Annotated in this window: 20 protein-coding genes; 8 read left to right on the plus strand and 12 right to left on the minus strand. The window is 59.7% G+C overall.

Going from position 1 to position 21,908, the window contains the following annotated elements:
- Positions 1 to 42: 42 nt before the first annotated feature.
- The 7 genes from C1T17_RS16490 to C1T17_RS16520 all read right to left on the minus strand — a co-directional run bounded on the left by C1T17_RS16490 (position 43) and on the right by C1T17_RS16520 (position 4,778).
- On the minus strand, positions 43 to 708 hold the full coding sequence (locus C1T17_RS16490) for a phage virion morphogenesis protein (RefSeq protein ID WP_104954377.1): 666 nt from the start codon (positions 706 to 708) through the stop codon (positions 43 to 45).
- A complete protein-coding gene (locus tag C1T17_RS16495) occupies positions 705 to 1,211 on the minus strand; it encodes a phage tail protein (protein ID WP_104954378.1) in 507 nt (168 codons plus the stop codon). The genes C1T17_RS16490 and C1T17_RS16495 overlap by 4 nt, the downstream gene beginning before the upstream one ends.
- A gap of 4 nt (positions 1,212 to 1,215) precedes the next feature.
- Positions 1,216 to 1,440 carry a tail protein X gene (locus C1T17_RS16500; protein WP_223262653.1) on the minus strand — a complete coding sequence of 75 codons (225 nt, stop codon included), beginning with the start codon at positions 1,438 to 1,440 and terminating at the stop codon, positions 1,216 to 1,218.
- Complete coding sequence (locus C1T17_RS16505) at positions 1,440 to 1,916, minus strand: head completion/stabilization protein (protein ID WP_104954379.1); 477 nt, start codon at positions 1,914 to 1,916, stop codon at positions 1,440 to 1,442. Before C1T17_RS16505 ends, C1T17_RS16500 begins: the two co-directional genes overlap by 1 nt.
- Before the next feature lie 102 nt (positions 1,917 to 2,018).
- Positions 2,019 to 2,786: a phage terminase small subunit gene (gene gpM / locus C1T17_RS16510; protein ID WP_104954380.1), complete on the minus strand. Its 768-nt coding sequence runs from the start codon at positions 2,784 to 2,786 to the stop codon at positions 2,019 to 2,021.
- An 85-nt stretch (positions 2,787 to 2,871) separates the two neighbouring features.
- Positions 2,872 to 3,885, minus strand: coding sequence for a phage major capsid protein, P2 family (locus C1T17_RS16515; RefSeq protein WP_104954381.1), 1,014 nt, complete (start codon positions 3,883 to 3,885; stop codon positions 2,872 to 2,874).
- A gap of 56 nt (positions 3,886 to 3,941) precedes the next feature.
- Complete coding sequence (locus tag C1T17_RS16520; RefSeq protein ID WP_189338384.1) at positions 3,942 to 4,778, minus strand: GPO family capsid scaffolding protein; 837 nt, start codon at positions 4,776 to 4,778, stop codon at positions 3,942 to 3,944.
- 188 nt (positions 4,779 to 4,966) lie between these two features.
- On the opposite strand from C1T17_RS16520, the gene C1T17_RS16525 reads away from it, so the two are divergent.
- Both C1T17_RS16525 and C1T17_RS16530 read left to right on the plus strand, forming a co-directional pair.
- Positions 4,967 to 6,766 (plus strand): terminase large subunit domain-containing protein, encoded by a 1,800-nt coding sequence (locus C1T17_RS16525; protein ID WP_223262950.1) that lies wholly within the window; start codon positions 4,967 to 4,969, stop codon positions 6,764 to 6,766.
- The gene (locus tag C1T17_RS16530) at positions 6,763 to 7,800 is read left to right on the plus strand and encodes a phage portal protein (RefSeq protein ID WP_104954384.1); all 1,038 of its coding nucleotides are present in this window, start codon (positions 6,763 to 6,765) and stop codon (positions 7,798 to 7,800) included. The genes C1T17_RS16525 and C1T17_RS16530 overlap by 4 nt, the downstream gene beginning before the upstream one ends.
- Positions 7,801 to 7,872: 72 nt before the next feature.
- On the opposite strand, the gene C1T17_RS21060 is transcribed toward C1T17_RS16530, so the two are convergent.
- The 3 genes from C1T17_RS21060 to C1T17_RS21400 form a co-directional block, all read right to left on the minus strand.
- Positions 7,873 to 9,600: a calcium-binding protein gene (locus C1T17_RS21060; protein WP_145959024.1), complete on the minus strand. Its 1,728-nt coding sequence runs from the start codon at positions 9,598 to 9,600 to the stop codon at positions 7,873 to 7,875.
- 1,138 nt (positions 9,601 to 10,738) lie between these two features.
- A complete protein-coding gene (locus tag C1T17_RS21930) occupies positions 10,739 to 10,864 on the minus strand; it encodes a hypothetical protein (RefSeq protein WP_262982709.1) in 126 nt (41 codons plus the stop codon).
- A 389-nt stretch (positions 10,865 to 11,253) separates the two neighbouring features.
- Entirely contained in the window at positions 11,254 to 11,427 is a 174-nt protein-coding gene (locus C1T17_RS21400) for a hypothetical protein (protein ID WP_189338385.1), read from the minus strand.
- Positions 11,428 to 12,060: 633 nt separating this feature from the next.
- Here C1T17_RS21400 and C1T17_RS16550 point away from each other — a divergent pair.
- The 5 genes from C1T17_RS16550 to C1T17_RS16565 all read left to right on the plus strand — a co-directional run bounded on the left by C1T17_RS16550 (position 12,061) and on the right by C1T17_RS16565 (position 17,684).
- Positions 12,061 to 13,662, plus strand: a complete 1,602-nt coding sequence (locus C1T17_RS16550; protein ID WP_104954388.1) for a M28 family metallopeptidase — start codon at positions 12,061 to 12,063, stop codon at positions 13,660 to 13,662.
- A 90-nt stretch (positions 13,663 to 13,752) separates the two neighbouring features.
- Positions 13,753 to 13,929 carry a hypothetical protein gene (locus C1T17_RS21405; protein WP_189338386.1) on the plus strand — a complete coding sequence of 59 codons (177 nt, stop codon included), beginning with the start codon at positions 13,753 to 13,755 and terminating at the stop codon, positions 13,927 to 13,929.
- A gap of 149 nt (positions 13,930 to 14,078) precedes the next feature.
- Positions 14,079 to 15,419: an alginate export family protein gene (locus C1T17_RS16555; protein ID WP_223262654.1), complete on the plus strand. Its 1,341-nt coding sequence runs from the start codon at positions 14,079 to 14,081 to the stop codon at positions 15,417 to 15,419.
- Between the two features lie 91 nt (positions 15,420 to 15,510).
- Positions 15,511 to 16,413, plus strand: coding sequence for an iron-containing redox enzyme family protein (locus C1T17_RS16560; RefSeq protein ID WP_104954389.1), 903 nt, complete (start codon positions 15,511 to 15,513; stop codon positions 16,411 to 16,413).
- A 41-nt stretch (positions 16,414 to 16,454) separates the two neighbouring features.
- The gene (locus C1T17_RS16565) at positions 16,455 to 17,684 is read left to right on the plus strand and encodes a dicarboxylate/amino acid:cation symporter (RefSeq protein ID WP_223262951.1); all 1,230 of its coding nucleotides are present in this window, start codon (positions 16,455 to 16,457) and stop codon (positions 17,682 to 17,684) included.
- A gap of 1 nt (position 17,685) precedes the next feature.
- Here the strand turns inward: C1T17_RS16565 and C1T17_RS16570 are convergent, their stop codons facing one another.
- Entirely contained in the window at positions 17,686 to 17,991 is a 306-nt protein-coding gene (locus C1T17_RS16570) for a hypothetical protein (protein WP_104954390.1), read from the minus strand.
- A gap of 112 nt (positions 17,992 to 18,103) precedes the next feature.
- Entirely contained in the window at positions 18,104 to 18,514 is a 411-nt protein-coding gene (locus tag C1T17_RS16575; RefSeq protein ID WP_189338387.1) for a hypothetical protein, read from the minus strand.
- A 246-nt stretch (positions 18,515 to 18,760) separates the two neighbouring features.
- Here C1T17_RS16575 and C1T17_RS16580 point away from each other — a divergent pair, with 246 nt between their 5' ends.
- Complete coding sequence (locus C1T17_RS16580; protein ID WP_317617058.1) at positions 18,761 to 21,907, plus strand: CHAT domain-containing protein; 3,147 nt, start codon at positions 18,761 to 18,763, stop codon at positions 21,905 to 21,907.
- Position 21,908 lies beyond the last annotated feature (1 nt).

Here is a 21,908-nt window from a genome sequence, read left to right on the forward strand (position 1 = left end):
TTCATCTGGACGTATAAGAGACATATTGCACAAGCGAAGCGGTCAGCGGATGAGATGCATAATCACCGCATCAAGGAGCCTCTGGCGATCTTCAGCGCTCAGCCCGAGCAGCTCTCGCATGGGATAGCGAACTTCCTTGCTATTCACGGACGGCCGATCCGAGAGGCCTTCCTGATGAATCTCCGCCACCGCCGCGACTCGGCCAGCAAAGCCCGCCCAAGCTTCGGCGCCGCTTGCTCCAGAGCGTAAGAACACAGCGCCCTGCAGACGCCGAAACATCGCGCGCTGGCGGATCGTGGATCGGCGGCGCAGCTTGCCCGCCGACTTGTTCTGATCCTCGGCCCGCACTCCTAGCCAATGGGTGATCTTGTCCCAGAAGAAGCTGCGCATGCCGCCCGCCTCTATGTCGTAGCCGGTGAGCAACGGGCCTTCGCGCACCCAGCTCTTCATGAACACCGCGCGTGGCGCGCCACCGCTTGGGTACAAGAATCGCACGGCGTACGGCCCTTCCGATTGAGGCTGTCGCTTTTTGCGCGGCACGAAGGACGAACCATCCGGGTTCTTCTGCGCGGCAATGCGCGCCGATTGTTCGCGCCGGATATCGCGCGCGACCTTCCGCAGGAGCGTGCGCCGGCCACTGCTGTCGAGACCTTTGAGGACGCCGCCGACGAAGCCTTCCAGCTCGGCAAGCTCGCCCGCGCCGGTCATGGCGTGGCGTCGGGATAGCCGACCAGCAATGCTCCATCGGCGTAGATGCGCTTCAGCAAGGTGATGGGATCAACACCATCCAGCGGTTCGGTGCCGGTGATGGGCAGCTCGTCCCGGATCGTCATGTCATAGCCGGTGCCGTCCTCGCGCGGCTGCACGTCCACGGCCTCGGTCAGATCAATCTGCAATTCGATATCCACCATGCCGTTATCCAGCGCATCGACCACAAAGTTGATCGCCTGTGCACCGGTATCGTGGTTGAGCAGCAATTCGGGCTGATTAACGCGCAGCCACAGTAGAACGGGCAAGAACAGGCTTTCGGGTGCCTGGGCATAGTCGAAGACGGTCATCACAAGCCGGTACCGATATTCCCAGCCAAGGTTCGGGCCGTGGCGCATCGCAAGCTTGCCGTTGGCGGCATGGATCGTGAGCAGCTCCGGCGATCGAGCGATTTCGGGAAGCGCCGCCGTCACGAACGCCCGCAGGCTATCGAGCTTCTTCATTGCATCAATCCCAGAGTTGTACAATCTTTCGTTCCTGCACCGGCGCGGTCGTCAGGCGCGGCAGCACGACTTCTCTGCCTTCAGGCAACACGGCCCCGACGCCTGCAATGTCGCGATTGAGTTCAAGCACCTGTTCGACGGTGCCCGAGCCAGCGCCGAGAATACGCCAGGCGAGCGCATCGAGCGTTTCGCCCTGATGCACGTTCGCCGTCATCGTGTCGGATGCCATCAGATCAGCTCGACCGCCGTGCGGTTCACGCCGCGAATGTCGCGAATGGCATGGATGGCGTTGCGGCGATGATCGTCAGGCGTCTCGGCCTGCGTCTCGGCGCGGGCCTTGCCATCGGCGGCGGCCGTCACGTCGCGGTGCGTTTCGATCAGATCGGCAGCGGCATAGGCAAACACCGCCCGCTGCCACAGATGAAGGTTGCGCTTCGTGCCGCCGATCGCAGGCGATGGCACGTCGGCGAGCGACGCATAGCCCAGCACGTCCTGAAAGGTGCGCCATGTGGCAAGTTCGCCGTCAACTGTGATGACCGCGCCGAGCAAGGCTTGCCGAATGCGGGCGTCCACAATCGCCTGCCCCCCGACCCGCATAGAATCGCGGAACACGTTGATGTCGATGTCGGGCCAGAACGGGCCGCATGCGATCTCTGCCCCTGCAGGCGAGGCGGGCGGCGGAGGCGACGATACGAAGCCGGTCATGGCAGGATCCTCAGAATGAAGTGGGGGGTGGGGATCAGGGCAATGGACTGACGAAAGTTGAGGTTCGTTCCCTTCACCGCCCCCCGGCGCCGGTGGGCGAGCTTATGAAGCGTGGTCGGCAGCATCTTCCGGCGGCGCTTTGTTCAGCAGAGCCGTCAGTTTTTCGATGTCCTTTTTGACGCCAACCTTGGAATCGAGGGAAAGCGCACGCTGGAAATGGGCGAGTGCCTGCCTGCGGGCAGCAGTGGGACCGCCTGCGGGTCCGTCACCCTTTTCCTCGGCCGCAGTGGCCACGCGCAGAAGCTGCAGCGCGATGGCCTTGTTGAGCTTAGCCCGCACCTGGTCGGGCATGTCATAGCCCTCGGTAAGGCCGAGAGCGCGTTGCAGGACATCAAGCGGGAAATCGGTGTCGATCCGGAACGCGGCGAACGCGCCTTCCGCCACTTCTTCGGCGATCATCGTGGCGGCGGTGCGCTTGAAACGATCGGGCAGCGTCAGGCGATAGCGCAGGACGTGTTCGGCGAGCAGCAACGCATAGTCCCATGCGCCGATGTCGAAGTTCCAGATCATCATCGTGACAAGGATTTCGTCCTGCACCGCCTTGCCGGTCGCATCGGCGGCGTGGAGCGCGCCCGCGACGTGATCGGCATAGCTGGCGACCATCGCGCGCTTCGCCTCGATCTTCAGTTCCTGTGACTGAATGTCGGAGAGTTGGCGCATATCGTTGCCGAGCTGTTGCATTATCAACTCATATTCGGTGGCTTCCGCCCCCGTTTCCGGGCGCGGAGCTGCGATGCCTTCGCTATCCGACTTCTCGGCGGCAAGGCGGGCCAATGTTTCGATGCGGTGGCGGGCAGCGGGACTTAGCATGCGGATGTCCTTGTGAGGCTATGGAAACGAATGAGGCCAGCAGGAGACGCGGTTTCGCTCGCTGCTGGCCCCCTCCCCCCGGACCTTAAGCCTTAAATTCGATGTTCTCGATCAGGCAGGAAAAGTCGTGATCCTCAATCACGTAGGCGTCATTGCTGGACTGATAGTCCTCGATCCGGTCACGCTCTGGCACGTCCTTGATGTGGCGGCGGCGCTTGCCCTCCTGCTCGTAGATTGAGAGGTTATCGAGTCGGGTGATGAACACCTTGCCCAGCGGGAAGTAAGGCACGCGCTGGGCAGGCAGGTTGCCAAGGCGCTTGGATGACATGATGACGTCGCGGGCAATCTGCTCGGTAGGATCGATAGATTCGTTCATAAGCGGGAAGTATTTGTCATGCAGCAGATCGCGCGAGACGATCGCCACCAGCTCGGTATCCTCCGCCGCCCACACCGGCAGCAGCTCGTTGACGCAGTCGTACACCAACGCATCCAGCGTGGCATAGTCGCCGCCTGGGCCGTAAGTGACCTTGCCCGCTACCTTCGTGCCTGCGGTCATCACCTGCGCGGGTTTCTGGGTGCGCATCTTCTGCAGCCAGCCAATGTTGACGTCCTGCAGGTTTGGGTTGTTTGTGGCGTTAGTGGTAGCAGCGGCGCTGGTGCCGTTGAAGCCAATGCGGATATTGTCGAGGGCCTGCGCACGAACGATGGCGTTCTGAATGCGGGTCTGGAAGTCGGGAAACTTCGCCCACATGTCGATTTTGCCATAACGCAGATGCGTATCGTAGTTAGTCTGGAAGCACTCGTAACCAAAGGAATCGAGGCCGCTGGGGTCTTTGGTCTGACGAGTGCCAGTCCCGGACGTGTCGGTGCGCGAGGCGATCGGGTTGCCGACAGAGAGGCCGAGCGTCTCGCCCTTCATCTCAGGCACCTGAACGATGTTAATGCTTTGCAGGAAAGCGCTGGTGTCCTGCTTCTTGTCGATCAGCTTCTGCTGAACCGAAGGTTCCACGGCAAACTTCTGGGTCGCATCTTCCGCACCGTTCAACGACGCGATCTGCTCGATGAAGCGGTTGAAGAGCTTGCGGGTGTCGTTACGCATGTTGGTTAGGCTCCTGCCTGAAAATCGGATGTGTGGGTTAGCGGACGCGGATCAGGTCAGCATTCGGCCATCACGACACCGTCGCCGCCGGTGGCGGGGCGGCGCGCGGTGTAACCATGCTGCGGGGTCTTCTCGAAGTCCTTCTTGAGCGCGCCGAGGTCAGTCGCCAGCTTGGTCACTTGAGCGTTGGTGGCATTGGCGGTCACTTCCATGGCGTTCGCCAGCTGGGTCATGCCCTCGCCGAATTGAGCCGCGAAGGCCGCGAAATCGGAAGTGGGTGCATCGTCCATTACAGGCGGCACAATGACAACAGGCGGCACTGGGTCGGCCTTAGGCACGCTAAAGCCTTCGAAGAACTTGCGCATCCCGGCGAAAAGGCCGGTAAGATCGTCCTTTGCCTCGCCTTCCTCGAAAGCAATCTCGATTTCCTCGACAGTGCGCAGATTGTCCTTACGCTTGTCGTCGCGGCTGAACTGCAGCATTTCGGTGCCGAGCGAGGCCGGGCTGTCGGTCAGGGCTAGGCCAACGACATAGGCCTTGTTGCTGGCGGCGAAATTCGGGACGATCTCGATGCTGCTGAACAGCTTCTGCCCGTCCTTGTTCATTTTCTTGGCCTGATCGTTCACGTCGAAGCTGGCGAACAGAGCGAGCTTCTTTTCAGTCTTCCCGCCGATGTTCAGCTCGACTTCCTCGGCCTTCATCTCGGCAATCGCGCCATAGCTATTGAAGGGCGGCGTCGGCGAATAGCCGCGCAGATGCTCGCAATTGATCGTCGCGGTGTAGGTGGCCGGATTGTAGGCGTCCGCTGCCTGCTGAATGTGGCTGCGCTCGATCACGCGACCGTCAACGGTCGGACCTTCGACGGCAACACGGAAAAATTTGGTCTTTGCCATGGTGGCTCCCTTGGGGGTTCGGACTAGCAGCGGATTACCTGCGCATTGGCCCGCCAAAGGGGGTTCAGGGCAACGCGCCGCATTTGTGATGACGCGCATTACAAACGGGACGCGGCGAACAGGACGCGCGGGTGCGTCAGTGTCCGGCGACCATGCCGCGCAAGGATATCGACACGACAACGGCCCTGATGCCGATCTTCGGGAGCATTCCCTTCGATGCACGGCGGATCGCGCGCGGCTATTATTGGCGGGGCTGGGGCGTCAGCGAGATTGCCGACGAAATAAAGCTCAAGCGGACTACGGTTCAGAGCTGGAAAGATCGCGACAATTGGGACGATGATCCCGTCATCCGCCGGATCGAGGACCATCTCGATATGCGGCTCAACTGCCTGATCTACAAAGAGCAGAAATCCGGCAGCGACTTCAAGGAAATCGACCTGCTGACCCGGCAGATCGAGCGCCTAGCCCGCGTGCGCCGCTATGAGGCTCCGGGCGGCCATGAGGGCGATCTCAATGAGAAGGTCGCCAATCGCAACGCTGGGCCTAAGAAGAAGACGCCCAAGAACCTGCTGACGGTCGCGGACGCGGCGGCGCTGGAAGCCGCGATGGTGGACGGCATGTTCGGCCATCAGGAGACCTGGTGGAAGAATGTCAGCCGCCGCACGCGATTCCTGCTCAAATCCCGTCAGATCGGCGCGACCTTCTATTTCGCCCGCGAAGCGCTCGTCCACGGCCTGAAGACGGGCAACAATCAGATTTTCCTGTCCGCCTCGCGCGCGCAGGCCAATATCTTCCGGCAATACATCCTCGAATTCGTTTTTGAGGTCACTGGCAAGCGCCTGACGGGCGAGCAGCTGGTTATCGAGCGCGGGGAGGATCCTGACGGGCAACAGCTCGCGCCCTTCACCATGTATTTCCTTGGCACCAACTATCGCACGGCGCAGGGATATCATGGCGACGTCTATATCGATGAAGCATTCTGGATATTCGGCTTTGAAGAGCTGAATAAGGTCGCGTCGGCCATCGCCACGCAAAAGCGCTACCGCAAAACCTATTTTTCGACGCCGTCCACCATTGCACATGAAGCGCATCCGATGTGGACGGGCGAGCGCTTCAACAAGCGCCGGTCCAAGGAAAACCGGGTCAAGATCGATGTCAGCAACGCGGCGCTGAAGCACGGCGTCCTTGGGCCTGACGGCATCTGGCGGCACGTCGTCACGATTGAGGACGCGATCGAAGGCGGCTACGACCTTGCCGATGTCGAGGAGCTGCGGCTCGAATATTCGGTCGATGAATTCGACAACCTCTTTCTTTGCCAGTTTATCGACGACAGCGCATCGAGCTTCCCGATGGCGCTGCTCAAGCCGTGCACGGTCGACAGCTTCGCGACGTGGCGGGACTTCCAGCCCTACGCACTGCGGCCCTTCGGCAATGGCGAAGTCTGGATCGGCTATGATCCGGCAGAGAGCGAGGACGGTGACAACGCAAGCTGCGTAGTTGTCGCGCCTCCGGAGAATGCCAAGGGCAAGTTCCGCGTGCTGGAGAAACACCAGTGGAAGGGCATGGATTTCGAGGCGCAGGCCGCGCAGATCAATAGGCTCCGGCAGAAGTATCGCGTGACGGAAATTGCCATCGACGGCACCGGCATGGGCGCGGCGGTGCATCAGCTCGTGAAGAAGTTCTTCCCGCGCGCGCGCCGGATCGATTATTCGCCGCTGGTGAAGACCCAGATGGTGCTGAAGGCCAAAAACGTCTTCGCCAAGCGCCGTATCGAGTTCGACGCCGGTTGGAGCGATCTCGCCGCCGCGCTCATGTCGATCCATCCGCAGCTTACCAAGGGCCAGAAGATGCTGACCTATGTCGCGCGCCGCTCGGCCGAGACGGGCCATGGCGATCTCGCCTGGGCGCTGCTGCATGCGATCTATTGCGAACCCATGGACGCCAGCGACGGCGCGCCGACCCAATCCAGCGTGGAGTTTTTTGGATGACCGACCAAACCCAATCCGTGGCCGTTGTCGAGAGCAGCACGGCGGACCTTGCCCAGGGTAAGGCCATCGCCTTCAGCTTCGGCGACGCGGTCAGCGTCATCGATCGGCACGAGCTGCTGAACTACATCGAGTGTTGGCACAATGGCCGCTATTATGATCCGCCGGTGCCGCTCAAATCACTGGCGCGGATATTCCGGGTGTCGCCGCACCATAGCAGCGCCATTTACGTGAAGCGCAACCTGTTGCTCCGGAATTTCGTGCCCTCGCCCCAGCTCGATCGCAACAATTTCGGCCGTTTCGCGCTCGACTATCTGACGATGGGCAATGCCTATCTGGAAGGCGTACCGAATATGCGCGGCCAGATCATGACGCTCAAGCATTCGCTGGCGCTGAACACGCGACGCGGCCTGAAGGACGGGCAGTTCTTCTTTTTGAACGGCTTCGGGCAGGAGCATGAATTCGAAAACGGGCGCGTATGCCACTTGATGGAACCCGATGTCTCTCAAGAGATTTATGGCCTACCCGAATATCTGGCGGCGATGCAGTCGGGTTTTCTCAATGAAGCCGCCACGCTCTTCCGCCGCCGCTATTATCTCAATGGGTCGCACGCGGGCTTCATTCTGTACCTGTCAGAAGCGACGATGAACGATCAGGACGTGGACGGCATCCGCAATGCCCTGCGCGAGAGCAAGGGCGTCGGCAATTTCCGCAATCTGTTCATCAACGCGCCAAACGGTAAGAAGGACGGCGTCCAGATCATCCCGGTAGGCGAAGCCGCAGCGAAGGATGAGTTCCTCGGCATCAAGAACACGACACGCGACGATATCTTGGCCTCGCATCGCGTCCCGCCCCAGATGCTCGGCGTGGTGCCGACAAACAGCGGCGGCTTTGGCGATGTCGGCAAGGCGTCCGACGTGTTCTACCCCAATGAAATCGAGCCGATCCAGATGCGCATGCTCGAGGTCAATGATTTCTTCGGCTTCGAAGCCGTCAAGTTCGATCCTTATCAGCCGGTGAGCGCACCGTCCAACTGACACCCGCGACCAGGCGGGAGGTAGAGCGCTGCAACGCTCCACCCCGGCAAATCTCCTGTACCGAACAGGATACTATATGATGTGCCAAGTTACCGTTGGATCATCATAGAAATCGGGAAAAACATTACTCACCTCTATCTGATTTATAAATGCGCTTCTTATAGAAAGGTCCGAAATGGAGCTACTCGCAAATGTACTAACCAATGCATCTACATTTTTTACCAAAGTCGATCCATTATCGAAATTCAATTTGATATTGACCTCGACTTCCCACATCGATCCATCGGGATCGGAGTCTAGCAGCTCACCGGTTTCATCTTTTATGTAGATATCTGCCCCAATATAAGTTTGCTGCGTTTCAATATAAGCGCCGATTGACCCCGTATTATTGGGGTTAAATATAATCGTGTCATTTCCACCGTCTGGGCCGAAGTAAAAGTAAAAAAAGCCAGCGTCATTTAAATCGGCCGTGTCGTTTCCTTCACCCATGTCGATGAAGTATTGCTCTGTCCAGACGCTTCCGTACACATCCAGTCGATCGTTTCCTTGGCCCGTAAAAATCTGATTTCCAGCTCGAACAGAAACTATATCATCGCCGCTGCCGCTATCCACATATATAACGTCCGTGACAGAAATTGTGTCGTCGCCGCCATCGCCATACACTTCGCCACCTCCCGAAATGATAAGATCAGCGCCTTCGCCACCATATATGTAGTTCGTCCCGGATCCACCGTCGAATATATCGTCCCCACCATCACCGAATAGATCATCGTTGCCGTCACCGCCGATCAATTCATCCGCGCCATCACCTCCGAACAAGAAGTCGTCGCCATCGCCGCCATTTAGAACATCAGCCTGCTCACCGCCATTAACAGTGTCATTGCCTGCGCCCGCCACTATATATGCACCATTTACATACGGGTTTGCTCCAGTGAGTATGCCGATATGGCTATCGTAATTTGTAAATTCTCCGAATGACGAACCATAGATTATATCTTTACCTTCAAAGGTGTAATCCACAGCTCCAGATTGGATGATATCGTTTATCATATCGGCTGCGCCGTTCACAATCCCCGCGAAGGCGCCCGCGCCCGCCGCTATGAGTGCCGCAGTGGTAGCATAAATATAATCGGGCTGAGCATAGGATGCATAATCATTTTGGGTGTACACATTGCCAATTGCACCATCCTTCAAGACTTGCTTATCGCTATCCGTAAAAATTATATTTACTTTTTGTCCAATATTATACGGATCGAAAGTCAGTTTAAATAGTTCGTTGATTGGCTGAATAAATTCGCTTTCATCTAAAGTATGAAAGTCAAAATTGTCGTCAAAAGGAAGCACCACCCCGTCTTCTACTGAGAGATTGCCAGCGCTATCCCAGACTAAGGTAGTTTGCTCACCCAACTTAAAAGATGTTTCACCCCATATGAACGCCCGCTCAGCGAAATCACCGGAAGTTTGATCTGTACTATAGTGGCTGACTACGAAAGTTGCAGACTTCTTTTGAATGTCTGTTTGCAAAAGTTCGCCCAAAGTAATTCTCGTGGTGCCATTTGCGTCAGTTATGCCCTGACGCGCGATATCCCCATCAAAAAACTCGTGTATGACTTGCGCATCGGCAAGTTTTGCAAAGCGACCGACCGTGCTCATATAGCTCGATGCATTCACAGCCACAGTAATTTCACTCACTACGCCGGGTGGCACATATCTTAACCGATCGTCAGGCAAAGCTGGCTTGTCCATTACACCGTGAAGGTACAGGTTAAGCATATTTTCTATCGTCACAGCTTCCACCATTTTATTCTCCAATCCTGACCGTTTCGGACAACTTGCTCACCATCTCTCCACAATGATTTATCTCAGCGATCGTCTTGTAACGGAGGTTGTGGGGGTTGCCCTTTTCAAAGCGCTTGTCATATGGAGCCAGCGCTACGAAGGTGTATGCCACTCGTTTACGTTGTGACGTAAAGACCCGCCTATAGCTATTAGGTCTGCCAGCATGAGTTAGTGTGCAACATCCGGTTGACACCAATTGAGCAACATCGGATTTATTCGGGCGGGCGGTCGTTTGTTGAAGCCATTGAGTCGCATTGGCTTGCGCTACGAATTGGACGTCGATCTTCTCAGGTGTGCCGTTAGGACAACGGCCACTCGAGATGACGCCGCAAGAGCTCAGCCCGCAAGCCGACAACGTCACGATCGCGCGGCGTAGTATATAGCGGTGCTGATGTGACTGCATATTCCCCCTAGATCTCGTGCCGCCAGCCTTTGACGACAGAGCACCATAAGTGCCTCTACCGCACTGACATCGCATGATGACGGTGAATAAACCAACATTATCATCAACCTAATCCGAGGTTAACGATCAATAAATTCACTGTGCTGGCGTCCACCAGCGCGTCGGTGGAACCGACGGTCGCGCGCGGCGCTCTGCTCCCCCCCTCGCCCGCACTCTTTTCGGGTCGAAAAAGACGCAACTCGCAACGATGACGCAACCTAGATGCCCTGCGCCTTGCGGAGGCGGAATAGTACCTCGCCGTCTGACGCACTCAGATGCGGCTCGGCCACTTTCTGAAAGCTCGGTTCTGTATTCATGGATATTCGCTTCGGACCAACCCCCAAAGAGGGAAACGTCTTACCTACCTTACATCCGCGAGAAAGGATGCATAAGATACTGATGTATAAAGAGAACTTTGTAAGACGACAGTCCTTACCTCGTCTTACATCAATCGCCCTGTTTCCTTACCTCATTGATTTCATTATGTTTTTGTAATTGAATTTATAAGATGAGAGGCTCCTTACTTGGTAAGGTGGAGGTAAGAAAAAGGTAAGGCCGAAAATGGCTGTTTTCCGCCAATGTAGGGAAGGTAAGAAGTTTCCCGCGCACCCCCCAACCTGAAAGAGCGATCTCCTTTTGCTTGCAAGAAGCGAGTGTTCAACCTTCGATTTCGAGGACTGCGATCGTCACCTCGGCGAACTGGCGCATCAACCGATGCCAATACGGCCCCGCCATCTCCCAGGGCGTCCATTCACCGTCGGCCGACCGTTGGGTCTCCCACATTTCTGCAGCGAACTTCTCTACCAGTGCTTCTCGGCGTTGGCGGTACAGATGCGACGCCGCTTCATGATCTGAACCTGCTCAATGCTCGCTTCCACTCCCGTTCATCAGGGAGCGGTAGCAAAGTTGTCGGTGCGTCCTTCACTAGATAGAGCGATGCTCGCCGCACCCGCTGTCCCCGCTTCTCAAGACATGGGATGCAACGAAATCGCTTTGCGGCCAGCGTAAGCCGATCGTCCCACCGCTTACGCTCGAAAAGCCACCAAAGACCGTGGGGATCAAATAAAGCATGATGGCCGCAGGTGCCGCAGACTGGCTTAAGAGTGTAGTGCCATGCCGCAGCTTCGAAAATGTTCGTAGCTACTCGTAGGCCATCCCGGTAGCGCGACATTTCATCGCACCCTACCCTTCTGCATAAGCCGCCGATTCCAAGCTATCGCTCCGGTCATGAAAGGACCGTCGTCGCGCTCGCCGCTGCGTATTTCACCTAAAAAGTGCGTGTTGCTAAAGCCGCGCTCCTCGAGCGCCTCGGCTACAGCATTCCTAATCTCTTCGATGTTTTCCATTGGCTCCTCCAAAATGAGAACATTTGGAGAACATCATGCGAGTCGGTCAAGTAAGAATTCAGCGTTTTAGCTATGCGCCCAAGCCGCTGCACAGCTGTCGCACATGTCATCACCGCTGAGGTGGGTGCATGGATTCCGCCGCGCGGTCATCCAGATCCAAAGCCTTTTTAACATGCCGCCTTCTAACGTCCTGAACCTTCGCAACTCACGGTAGGACCATCCTATCTCACGCTGTTGGCTTTCGCCACCATGTAATCTCCATGACCAAGGCATGCCTGCAAATCTCGCATGCCGCCACTTTTCAACGCCGGACGCGGAAGGAATATCGGTCCGGTGTAACTCCGGTGAAACTCAGCTGTATTCTCGATCTGTTCACGGACAAATGGCATTACATTCCCGCCTAGTCGTCCCGCATTCTCTGCGTTTCCAGCCTATCCCCTGTGTTGACATCGCAGGGGTCGCAAGTTCAATCCTTGCCACGCCCACCATGAAAAGCCCCGGAGATCGCACGATCTGCCGGGGCTTTTTATTCCTTTAGCAGAACACCTCCGAGCTACGGCGGATAAGTACAACGAAATTGCTGCTTTTTTCCGCCAATAGACCTCCGACTTCACTTCCGATACATTTCTGCCGATGCACAGAGTTCTCCCCGCGCTCATCATCCTGCCACTCACTACGGCGGCAGTCGCGCAACCGCTGTCGCGCGGTGATCGCTGGTGGGCAGACATTGCCACGATAGCCGATGACAAGACCGAAGGTCGTCAGCCTGGGTCGCCCGGATATCTGCTGGCCGCCGACTTCGTGGAGTCGCGCTTCAAGGCGATCGGGCTGCAGCCAGCAGGCACCGAGGACGGGTTCCGGCAGGACGTGGCGCTGGAAGAGCAGCGCATCGACTATGCCGGCTCGAGCGCGCAGCTTGTCGATGCCAACGGCACTGCCGCGTCCGTCGCGCTCGGCATCGACATGCTGGTTTCGGCAGGCGGAGGGCCGCGGCCGGAGACGATCGACGCGCCGCTGGTGTTCATCGGCTACGGACTGCATCTACCCGATCAGGGGCATGACGATTTCGCTGGCGTAGACCTGAAGGGCAAAATCGCTGTCGTCATCGCGGGCGGCCCGGCGTCCATTCCCGGCCCGGTCAAGGCGAGCAATCGTGCGGAGCGCGCTACTTTGCTCGGCAAGGCAGGCGCCGTCGGCATCATTACCCTGACGCCGCCCAAGCAGATCGAGATCCCTTGGGAGCGCCAGAAGCTGTTGACGACGCAGGCGGGCATGTACCTTGCCGATGGCGCGTTGCGGGATGTTCCCGACGGGTTTCTCAGCGCAAGCTTCGATCCGGACGCGAGCAATCGGTTGTTCGAGGGGTCCGGTCACCGCTTCGATGAACTCGCGGCTGCATCCGACGCATCACGACCGATCCCTGGCTTCGCCCTTCCCTATCGTCTGAAGGCGCATATCAGCGCGAAGCGCCGTCAACTCAGCTCGCCCAATTTGGTCGCCAGGCTGGAAGGCAGTGATCCGGCTTTGCGACACGAATATGTCGTCGTTTCCGCGCATCTGGACCATATCGGCGTAGGCGCCCCGATCAACGGCGACGCAATCTACAACGGCGCGATGGACGATGCGTCAGGCGTCGCGTCGGTGCTGGACATCGCGACGGAGCTGAAGGCAGGGCCAAGGCCAAAGCGCTCCTTCCTGTTTGTGATCGTCACGGCAGAGGAAAAGGGCCTGCTTGGCTCAGGCTACTTCGCCAAGCGGCCGACCGTTCCGCGCCAATCGATCGTAGCCAACCTCAATTTCGACATGCCACTGCCCTTGTGGCCACTCACGAGCGTGCTCGTGCAGGGCGACCATGAAAGCACGTTGGGCGACCAGGCGCGGTCGGTTGCGGCAGGACTTGGCCTGACACTGATCGCGGACCCGCTGCCCAACCGCAACAGTTTCGTGCGCACGGACCAGTACAGCTTTGTGCGCGAAGGCATACCGGCGCTGGCTTTCAAATTCGGTTTTCCGCCGGGCAGTGATGCATTCAGGATCGAGCATGACTGGCGCGCAAACCGCTATCACGCGCCAAGCGACGACCTGAACCAGCCCGGTGTGCTGCGGGACGAAGCCGTCAAGCTCGACCACTATGTCGCGATGCTGGCGCGCACCATCGCTGATGATCCCGCGCGACCCCGTTGGCTGGAGAGCAGCATATTCAAGCAGCGCGCCGTTTCGCGCACTGCCAAGTAAACTACCTGATAGGCCGCGCGGCGCGGAGATGATAAGTAGAAATCCGCGAGCGACGCATCGGGTGCCGCTCGTCGGTCCGAGGCAGGCAGTATGAGGCCCTACGCACGATGCTCGAATTGCGGCAACGAGGAGCCGCTGCCGACCGACAGTTGCACGCTGTGCTGGCATGACCGGCTGGAAGTGAGCGAAGCCCATGAGGATGCCTGCGCCGATTATGCGCTAACACTGGCTATGACGTCCGAACATGATGGCAAGCCTGCGCGCTGACCTTCCGCTTCGGCAGTCGCGAATGACGGCGAGACCTTCATCAGCCAATTGACTTCAGCCCTTCACTTTTGTTTATGCGCGCCGGGGACCGCGATCTCCCCTTCAGGCAGGTGCCCAAGAATCGCGTCCATTTTTGAAAAGGACGCGCCGTGTCTGTTCGATTTGCCTGCCTTGCTCTCCCGATCCTTGCCCTGCCCGCTCATGCCGGAGCGCAGGAAGCTGCCGACCGCTTCAAACTGAGCGGCAGCGTCCGCGTTCGCTACGAGGCGATCGATGGCCAGCCACGCGCCGGTTTCGACAGCGAAGATACGCTGACCAACATAAGGACGCAGATACTGGCGGAATATGATGCCAAGCCGATCCGCATCGGCGCGGAACTGTTCGACAGTCGCGCTTATGGCGCCGATCCGGGCACACCGATCAGCACTAATGAAGTCAACGCCTTGGAACTGGTGCAGGCGTATGTTGCGGCTGATCTTCCTGATGCGCTCGGCAAGGGCACGAAACTGTCGCTGATGGCGGGGCGCTTCACTCTGAATCTGGGTTCCAGGCGACTTGTCGCGGCGGACGATTATCGCAACACGACAAGCGGCTATACCGGCTTGCGTGCAGATTTCGCCGCACGCGGCCTCAAGGGGACGCTGATCTACACCTTGCCGCAAGTCCGGCTTCCCGACGATCCCGCCTCTCTGCGAGACAATAAGGTTCATTTCGACCGGGAGAATTTCGACCTGCAACTATGGGGCGGCGTCGTCAGTAAGGCCGGGGCGTTCGGGAGGACCATGGCGGAGGGTTCATACTTCCATCTGGAAGAACGCGATGCGCCGGGCCGTCCGACGCGCGACCGGTCGCTGGATACCTTTGCCGCCCGGCTGATCGCCGAACCGGCCGCGGGCAAAGTCGACTATGAAGTTGAGGCAATATTTCAGACCGGCGGGATAAGCCGCAGCCAGTTGGCGAACGCCCCGCGGCAGAAGGTCGGCGCCACTTTCATCCACGCCGACATTGGCTACAGCTTTGCCGGAGCCTGGAAACCTCGCCTTTCGGCCGAATTCGACCGGGCGAGCGGCGACAAGCCGGGCGGGCGTTATGGCCGCTTCGACACGCTATATGGTATGCGGCGCGCCGATCTTGCGCCTGCGGGTCTCTATAATGCCGTTGGGCGCACCAACATCATGACTCCCGGCGTGCGGTTGGAGATGACCCCGAACAAGCGGACCGACTGGTTCGCAGTTTATCGGGCGATGTGGCTCGCGGCCGATGAAGACAGCTTTTCGACGACCGGGGTCCGGGACGCCAGCGGACGATCGGGCGACTTTGCCGGGCACCAGATCGAGGGGCGTTTTCGATATTGGCTGCGGCCGGAGCACCTGCGTTTCGAATTTAGCGGCGTGCTCCTCGCAAAGGGCAGATTCCTGCGCGATGCCCCCAATGCGCCGCCGGAACGCTGGACCCGCTATGGCTCGTTCAACGTCACGGCCGCCTTCTGATCTTGGTGGTTAGCCCGCCATCGATCCCAATATAAGGAACCTGAGCGACTGCCTGCTCGTTGTGTCGTCATAACCTAGAACAGGCAGAACCATGGCGACCAATATCAATTTCGATTCGCGACGACAGGCGTCGCAATTCCTGACCGACAGTTTCCAGCGAGGTCTTGCGCGGTGGAACAGGGAACGGCTGGCGCCGCAGTTTCCGGAGCAGGACTGGTCGGATACGTTGGAGCGCGACACGCGTATGTTGCGGCTGGAAGGCGGCTTCGTCGAAGAAATGCGCGGCGAAATTGCCTATGAAGCCGCGCAGGTGCCGACCGATCCTGACGGCTTCGTCGAATGGTTCGAGAACCTGAAGCAAGTCGGCCCCGGTCAGGGTGATGCCCTGTTCCCATGGCTGGCGGAGGAAGCGACGCGCGACGAACTGCGTTGGTTCTTCGAGCAGGAAGCCGCTGGCGAGGCAGGGTTTGACGATCTGGTCGCCTATACGCAGGTGAAACTGCCAGTGCAGGCGAAGCTGGAACTGGCACGCAACTATTGGGATGAGATGGGCCGCGGCAATGCGAAGGGTATGCACGGACCTATGCTGGACGCGCTTGTCGAAACGCTGGCCGTAAATCCGGTGATCGAGAACACCGTGTGGGAAAGTCTGGCGTTGGCTAATGCAATGACGGCGATGGCGACCAGCCGTCGTTATGCATGGCATTCGGTTGGTGCACTCGGCGTCATCGAACTTACGGCGCCGGGTCGTTCGGCGATGGTCGCAAAGGGACTGCGCCGCATTGGCCTTACCGACAAGCAACGCCGCTATTTCGATCTTCACGCGGTGCTCGATGTGAAGCACAGCGAAGATTGGAACCGCGAGGCATTGCGGCCGCTGGTGGCGGAAGATCCGCGTCGTGCCACGGCGATGGCCGAAGGTGCGCTGATGCGATTGATGTGCGGCGCGCGGTGCTTTGAGCGATATCGGGCAGCGCTTTGGGCCGGTCGTTGATCGATTAGGGTGACGACAGCGAGCGGGAACCAGCGTTGATTGTGCGGAATGCACCGCTGCGGATGTTCGTCGCGCTCGTCATCGGGCTGACCTTCGGAATAGCGGCAAATGCGATGGGTCCGAATGTGTTGGGCCCCACCTTGGCAGTCGCACAGCCGGTCGGACAGCTATGGCTTGATGCTTTGACGATGACCGTCGTGCCGCTCGTTTTCGGACTGCTCGTCACTGGCATCGCGGGCGCCGCGGGAAGTGCGTCCTCCAGCAATATTGCGGTTCGGTCTTTGCTCTGGTTCGCGATCCTTCTCACAGTTGCATGCGCGCTGGCAGCAGTGACGGCAACCGGGCTGCTTGCGCTTTGGCCGGTGAGAGAGACCGCCTCCCTGACGGCGATACCGGGAGAGGTCCCAAAAATCGCAGCGGCGAGCGAGTGGTTCCGGGGCATCATCCCCACCAACCCGATCAAGGCTGCGGCGGACACGGCGATGGTGCCGCTCGTCATCTTCGCCCTGCTGTTCGGGCTTGCAGCGTCGCGGATAGAAGCGCGCCTTAGCGAAGCCATCATCGCCTTCTTCGACGCTGTGGTGCAGGCGATGCTGGTGATCGTCGGATGGGTGCTGTGGATCGCGCCGCTTGGAATAGTGGCGCTCGCCTATTCGGCGGCGGCGCGAATGGGCGCAAGTGCCGCAGGCACGCTGTTGCAGTACATCGCCATCGTAGTCGCCGCGTGCCTTGTCGCTACTGTGATGGCTTATTGTGCCGCCGTCATTGCGGGCCGCATGTCCCTGTTCCGCTTCATGCGCGCAGTCGCCCCCGCGCAGACTGTGGCGATCAGCACGCAGTCGTCGCTCGCCACCTTGCCAGTGATGATCGACGCAACGGGGAGGCTGGGGATCGAGAAAGCCTCAGCCGGCGTCGTGCTGCCCCTCGCCGTTTCGATCTTTCGCGCCTCGAGCGCCGCGGCGAATGTAGCCGTCGCCATTTATCTTGCGCATCTTCATGGCATTACGTTGTCGCTGCCGGTGCTGGCGATCGGCGCACTCATCGCCGTGCCCGTGAGTTTAGCGGCGGTGGGACTTCCCGCGCAGGTATCCTTCTTTGCCACCATAGGCCCGGTATGCATCGCGATGGGCGTACCGATCGAAGCGTTACCGCTGCTGCTGGCAGTGGAGACGGTGCCTGATCTTTTCCGGACGCTCGGCAATGTAACGAATGATCTTGCGGTGGCGCGGATCGTCAGCGACCAGGTGCCGCTTGCCGGTTCATCAGGCTAAGCTAAGTCAGTTCGACCGCAAAAACCGTTGCGCCCTCATATTTCGTATCGCCTGGCTCATATTGCGGCATAGGATCGAAGCTGCGCTCGGTAATCGCAACATCTTTCAGACCTGTGAGTTTGAATGTGCCCAGCTTCAGTTCGCGCGGTGGAATGCCGTCCCGAGCGACCGTCACGGCATCCAGATGAAGCTCATCATGGCGCGTGTAAAGGATATGCGGCGCAAGCGTCACAACCATCCGGTTGTATGTCGCCTGCACACATTTCTGCAGGGCAATGGCTTCGAATAATGTCCGGTTCGTATCCATACGCCCAATGTGTTCGCCGAACGATGGAAGTCCAGCCCTTTTTGTGCGCCGCAAGGTAAATGCGTCAGTATGGCGCACATTTTTAAGGCAGACTCACGACATCAAGGCCTAATCAGCCCCCGCTGGCCGGCTTAACCTTACGGTAAGGCACGAAATCCCCCAGACTCACCGAACCGCGTTCCATCCGTGCAGTCGTGTCATAGAGCCGCACGATATCCACATTGCACAACTGCGAGATGGAAGTGCGCGTCACAAGCGCCGCGCTGGAATCAAGGAAGTTCGCGCCGGACGGCCGGTTTACATATAAGGTGTTGTTCGTGGTTTCATAGATGATCGCAGTGCGATCGATGATGCGGCTGGAGCGGATGTCCCGCAGATTGATGCAGTTGACGGGCTTGCCCGCAACCCGTCCTTCCAGTGCCTTGGCCAGCTTCTGCTCGCCGCTTTCGCTGGGTTTCGCCTGAGCGGGAACACCTGCCGCCAACAGTGCCGAAGTCAGCATGAGAGTAGGGATGATACGCATGTCTACGCCTTTCCGAACGGACGGATATGATGCGACTATATAGGTGGCGCGTCATGAATACACCATGACCGGAACTTGTTCTCGCCGCCGCATCTCGTCTCCTGTGTACCTTCGGGGTAAAACCTTACGTGTTTCACCTTGCAGCGGGCGGCAAAGCAACGCTATTACCGCGCCAATTAATAAAAGACGGCGTCGCTTCACGGGCCTTTCGCAGATCATGTCTGGCGGAAGTTAGGGAGATTTGCGGTGCGGGGGTTTCGATATTCTTTGGCGGCGGGGGCCGCACTGACGCTGGCCCTGCCCGCAGGGCTAAGCGCGCAGGCGAGTGGGCCGGCGGGCCGGCCCAGCCTGATGGATAGCTTCCGTATCGGCAGCGGTGGTGGCGGTGCCTTGTGCCAGGCGCAAAGCCGGAGCAGCGATCCCACCGGCAACGGCATGTTCGATCGCGCCTGGACCGTCGCGTGCCGCGACTCGGCGCAGCCAGTGGGGCGGCTCTATGCGTTGCGGCTGGCCGCTGGCGATAGCGACGCGGCGTTGCTCGACAGGTTGGCAAAGTCGCGCGGTGCAGAGCTGTCATGCGGCGATGAAGGCGGCGCGACGCTTCCCGACATCGGGCCGGTGCTGGTGCGCAATTGCCGGATCGCGGGAAACGGCGCGGCGTATAGCATTACGCGCGTGACCAAGGGCAAGACGACCTACGTCGCGCAGGGCTTCACGAGCTACGCCAGCGCCCTGGATCTCGCGCTCCGCACGATCGTTGCCGACCGGATCGTCGACGGCAAGGTGGAGATAGCGACGCTCGGCAGTGAGGATGTCGCCGCTTTTGCGCGATTGCAGGCCGCCAGCCTCGACCCGCAGACTGTGCTCGCAGAAGGGTATCGCCGCAACAATTCCGGCAATTATGCGGAAGCCGCCGAGTTCTTCGACAGCCTGGAGGACCGGCTGGCCAATACGCCGGACGCGGCGAAGTTGAGTGCGCCGGAGCGGGCGGCGCGTGCACATGAGTATATCATCAACCGCGCGCTGCAATTGTCCAACATGGGCGAATTTACACAAGCCGACGCCCTCTTCGCGCAGGCACACCGCATCCCCACGGGCGACCGCCTGCAATTGAGCCTGCGCCGAAATTTCGAGGCTATGCACCGGCTCAACCAGCGTAATTACGCCGGCGCGCTGGTGCTGCTCGATCAGCCGTTGTCACCGCTTGCCGGACAAGTAGTGGACGATGCGAACGGCGTATCGCTTAGCCCGGAAGTATCGGCAGAAATCAACAGCGGCATCCCGACAAGCCAGGCACTCGGCACGGCGCAGTCGGCGAAGCTGACGCCGCAGGAACGCGGAGCGATCATCGACGCGCAGACTCAGCAGTTGCGCGGCACATTGCAGCGGCTGACGGGCAAGCCGGAACTGGCGCGCGTGACGCTGAATGAGGCGCTCACCGATGCGATGGCGATTCGCGACGGCCGAGTGACGTCGATCACCCGACTGCGTGCGCAATTGCTGGCGGAGATCGCGCTTACCTACGAAGCGGAAGGGAATTTCGGTCAGGCCGAGGCGCTGCTCAATCAGGCGGTAACGCTGCTTGCGGCGCAATATCCCGAGACAGTGGCGCTGAACGGCGCGCGAGCGAGGCTAGGCGCGTTTCTCGTGCGGCGCGGGCGGACGGATAACGCGATTACGTTGTACCGGCGGATCATTGCGTCGACGACAGAGAACCGCAACGCGCTGACAGGGCTTTCCAATCAGTTGCAGCCTTGGTTCGCCTTGCTGGCGCAGCAGATACCGACGCGGCCCGAATTGACCGCCGACCTGTTCCTCGCAACGCAGACCCTGGTGCGGCCGGGCGCGGCCGACACGTTGGAAGTTCTGACGCGCGAATTGTCGGCGGGCACGGGCGATGCGGCACGGCTGTTCCGGCAGTCGGTGTCGCTCTCGCGCGATGTGGAGCGGGCGCGGATCACGCTCGCGCAGTTGTCGCCCGGCAAGCCCGGCGACGCGGCGACCGCTGCACAGATCGAGGCACAGAAGCGCGACATCGCCGCGTTGGGCGAGCAGCAGGCAACGACGCTGGCGGCGCTGGCCGCCTATCCGCAATATCGCGCCGTGGCGAAAGACGTGCTTACGCTTGGCGACATGCAGGCGGCGCTGAAGCCCGGCGAAGCCTATGTGAAGATGGCGCAATTGGGCGACGCGCTCTACGCAGTCTGGATCGATGGGCAGGGCGCGACCGGCTATCGGTCGGCCATCGGTGCGGCAGCGTTGCAGGAGAAGGTTGCGGCGATCCGCGAGACGATCTCCACGACCGTCAATGGCGTGCAGGCGACCTACCCCCTCGACGTGACGCTGGCGCGGAGCCTGTATCTCGATTTGTTCGGCCCGGTGCAGGATCGGCTGGCATCGGCTAAGCATCTTATCTTCGAGCCAGACGGGGCGATGCTGCAATTGCCGGTCAATCTGCTGATCGCCAGCCAGCCCGGCGTTGATGCATATGAGAAGCACGTCGCGGCGAAGCCCGACAGCGAATTCGATTTCCGGGGAATCGACTGGCTGGGACGGACGCACAGCATCAGCACGGCGCTGTCGGCGAGAGCCTTCCGCGATGCGCGCAATGCGCCTGCGTCGGCGGCCGCCCGCGATTATATCGGCTTTGGCGAGAACGCGCCCGTGTCCGCCTTGCGCAAGGCGGCGCTGACACGCGGCACGACCGGTGAGCAGGGCATCAACTGCAACTGGCCCGCCGCCGAGTGGAACCGACCGATCCCCGCCACCGAGTTGCGCGAAGCCGCGAAGCGGATCGGGTTGCAGGGGTCGGAAGTGCTGACAGGCCCGGCATTCACCGACGACGCAATCATGGCGCAGGGCAATCTCAACGACTTCCGCATCCTGCATTTCGCAACGCACGGGCTGGTAACGGCCCCGCGTGCGCAATGCCCTGCCCGCCCTGCCCTGCTGACCAGCTTCGGCAATAGCGCGAAGTCGGACGGCCTGCTACAATTCGGCGAAATCTTCGACTTGAAACTCGACGCCGACGTAGTGATCCTATCGGCCTGCGACACGGCGGGCAAGGCGAGCCGCGAAGCCACGCAGTCGGCGGGCCTGAGCGGCGGCGGCGGTGCGCTCGACGGGCTGGTGCGCGCCTTCATCGGTGCGGGCGGACGATCGGTCATCGCGAGCCACTGGCCCGCGCCGGAAGAGTTCAAGGCGACGGAGCGGCTGATAAATGGCCTCTTCTCCGCACCGCGCGGAATGGGCATGGCGGAGGCGCTGCGTACCGCCGAAGTGGCTTTGATGGATGATGCCGACACCTCCCATCCCTTCTATTGGTCGGGTTTTGCGATCATCGGCGATGGCGCGCGTCCGCTGGCCGCGCCTGCGGCTATGGCGCAACGCTGAG

This window comes from Sphingobium sp. SCG-1 (assembly GCF_002953135.1).
Lineage (GTDB): Bacteria > Pseudomonadota > Alphaproteobacteria > Sphingomonadales > Sphingomonadaceae > Sphingobium.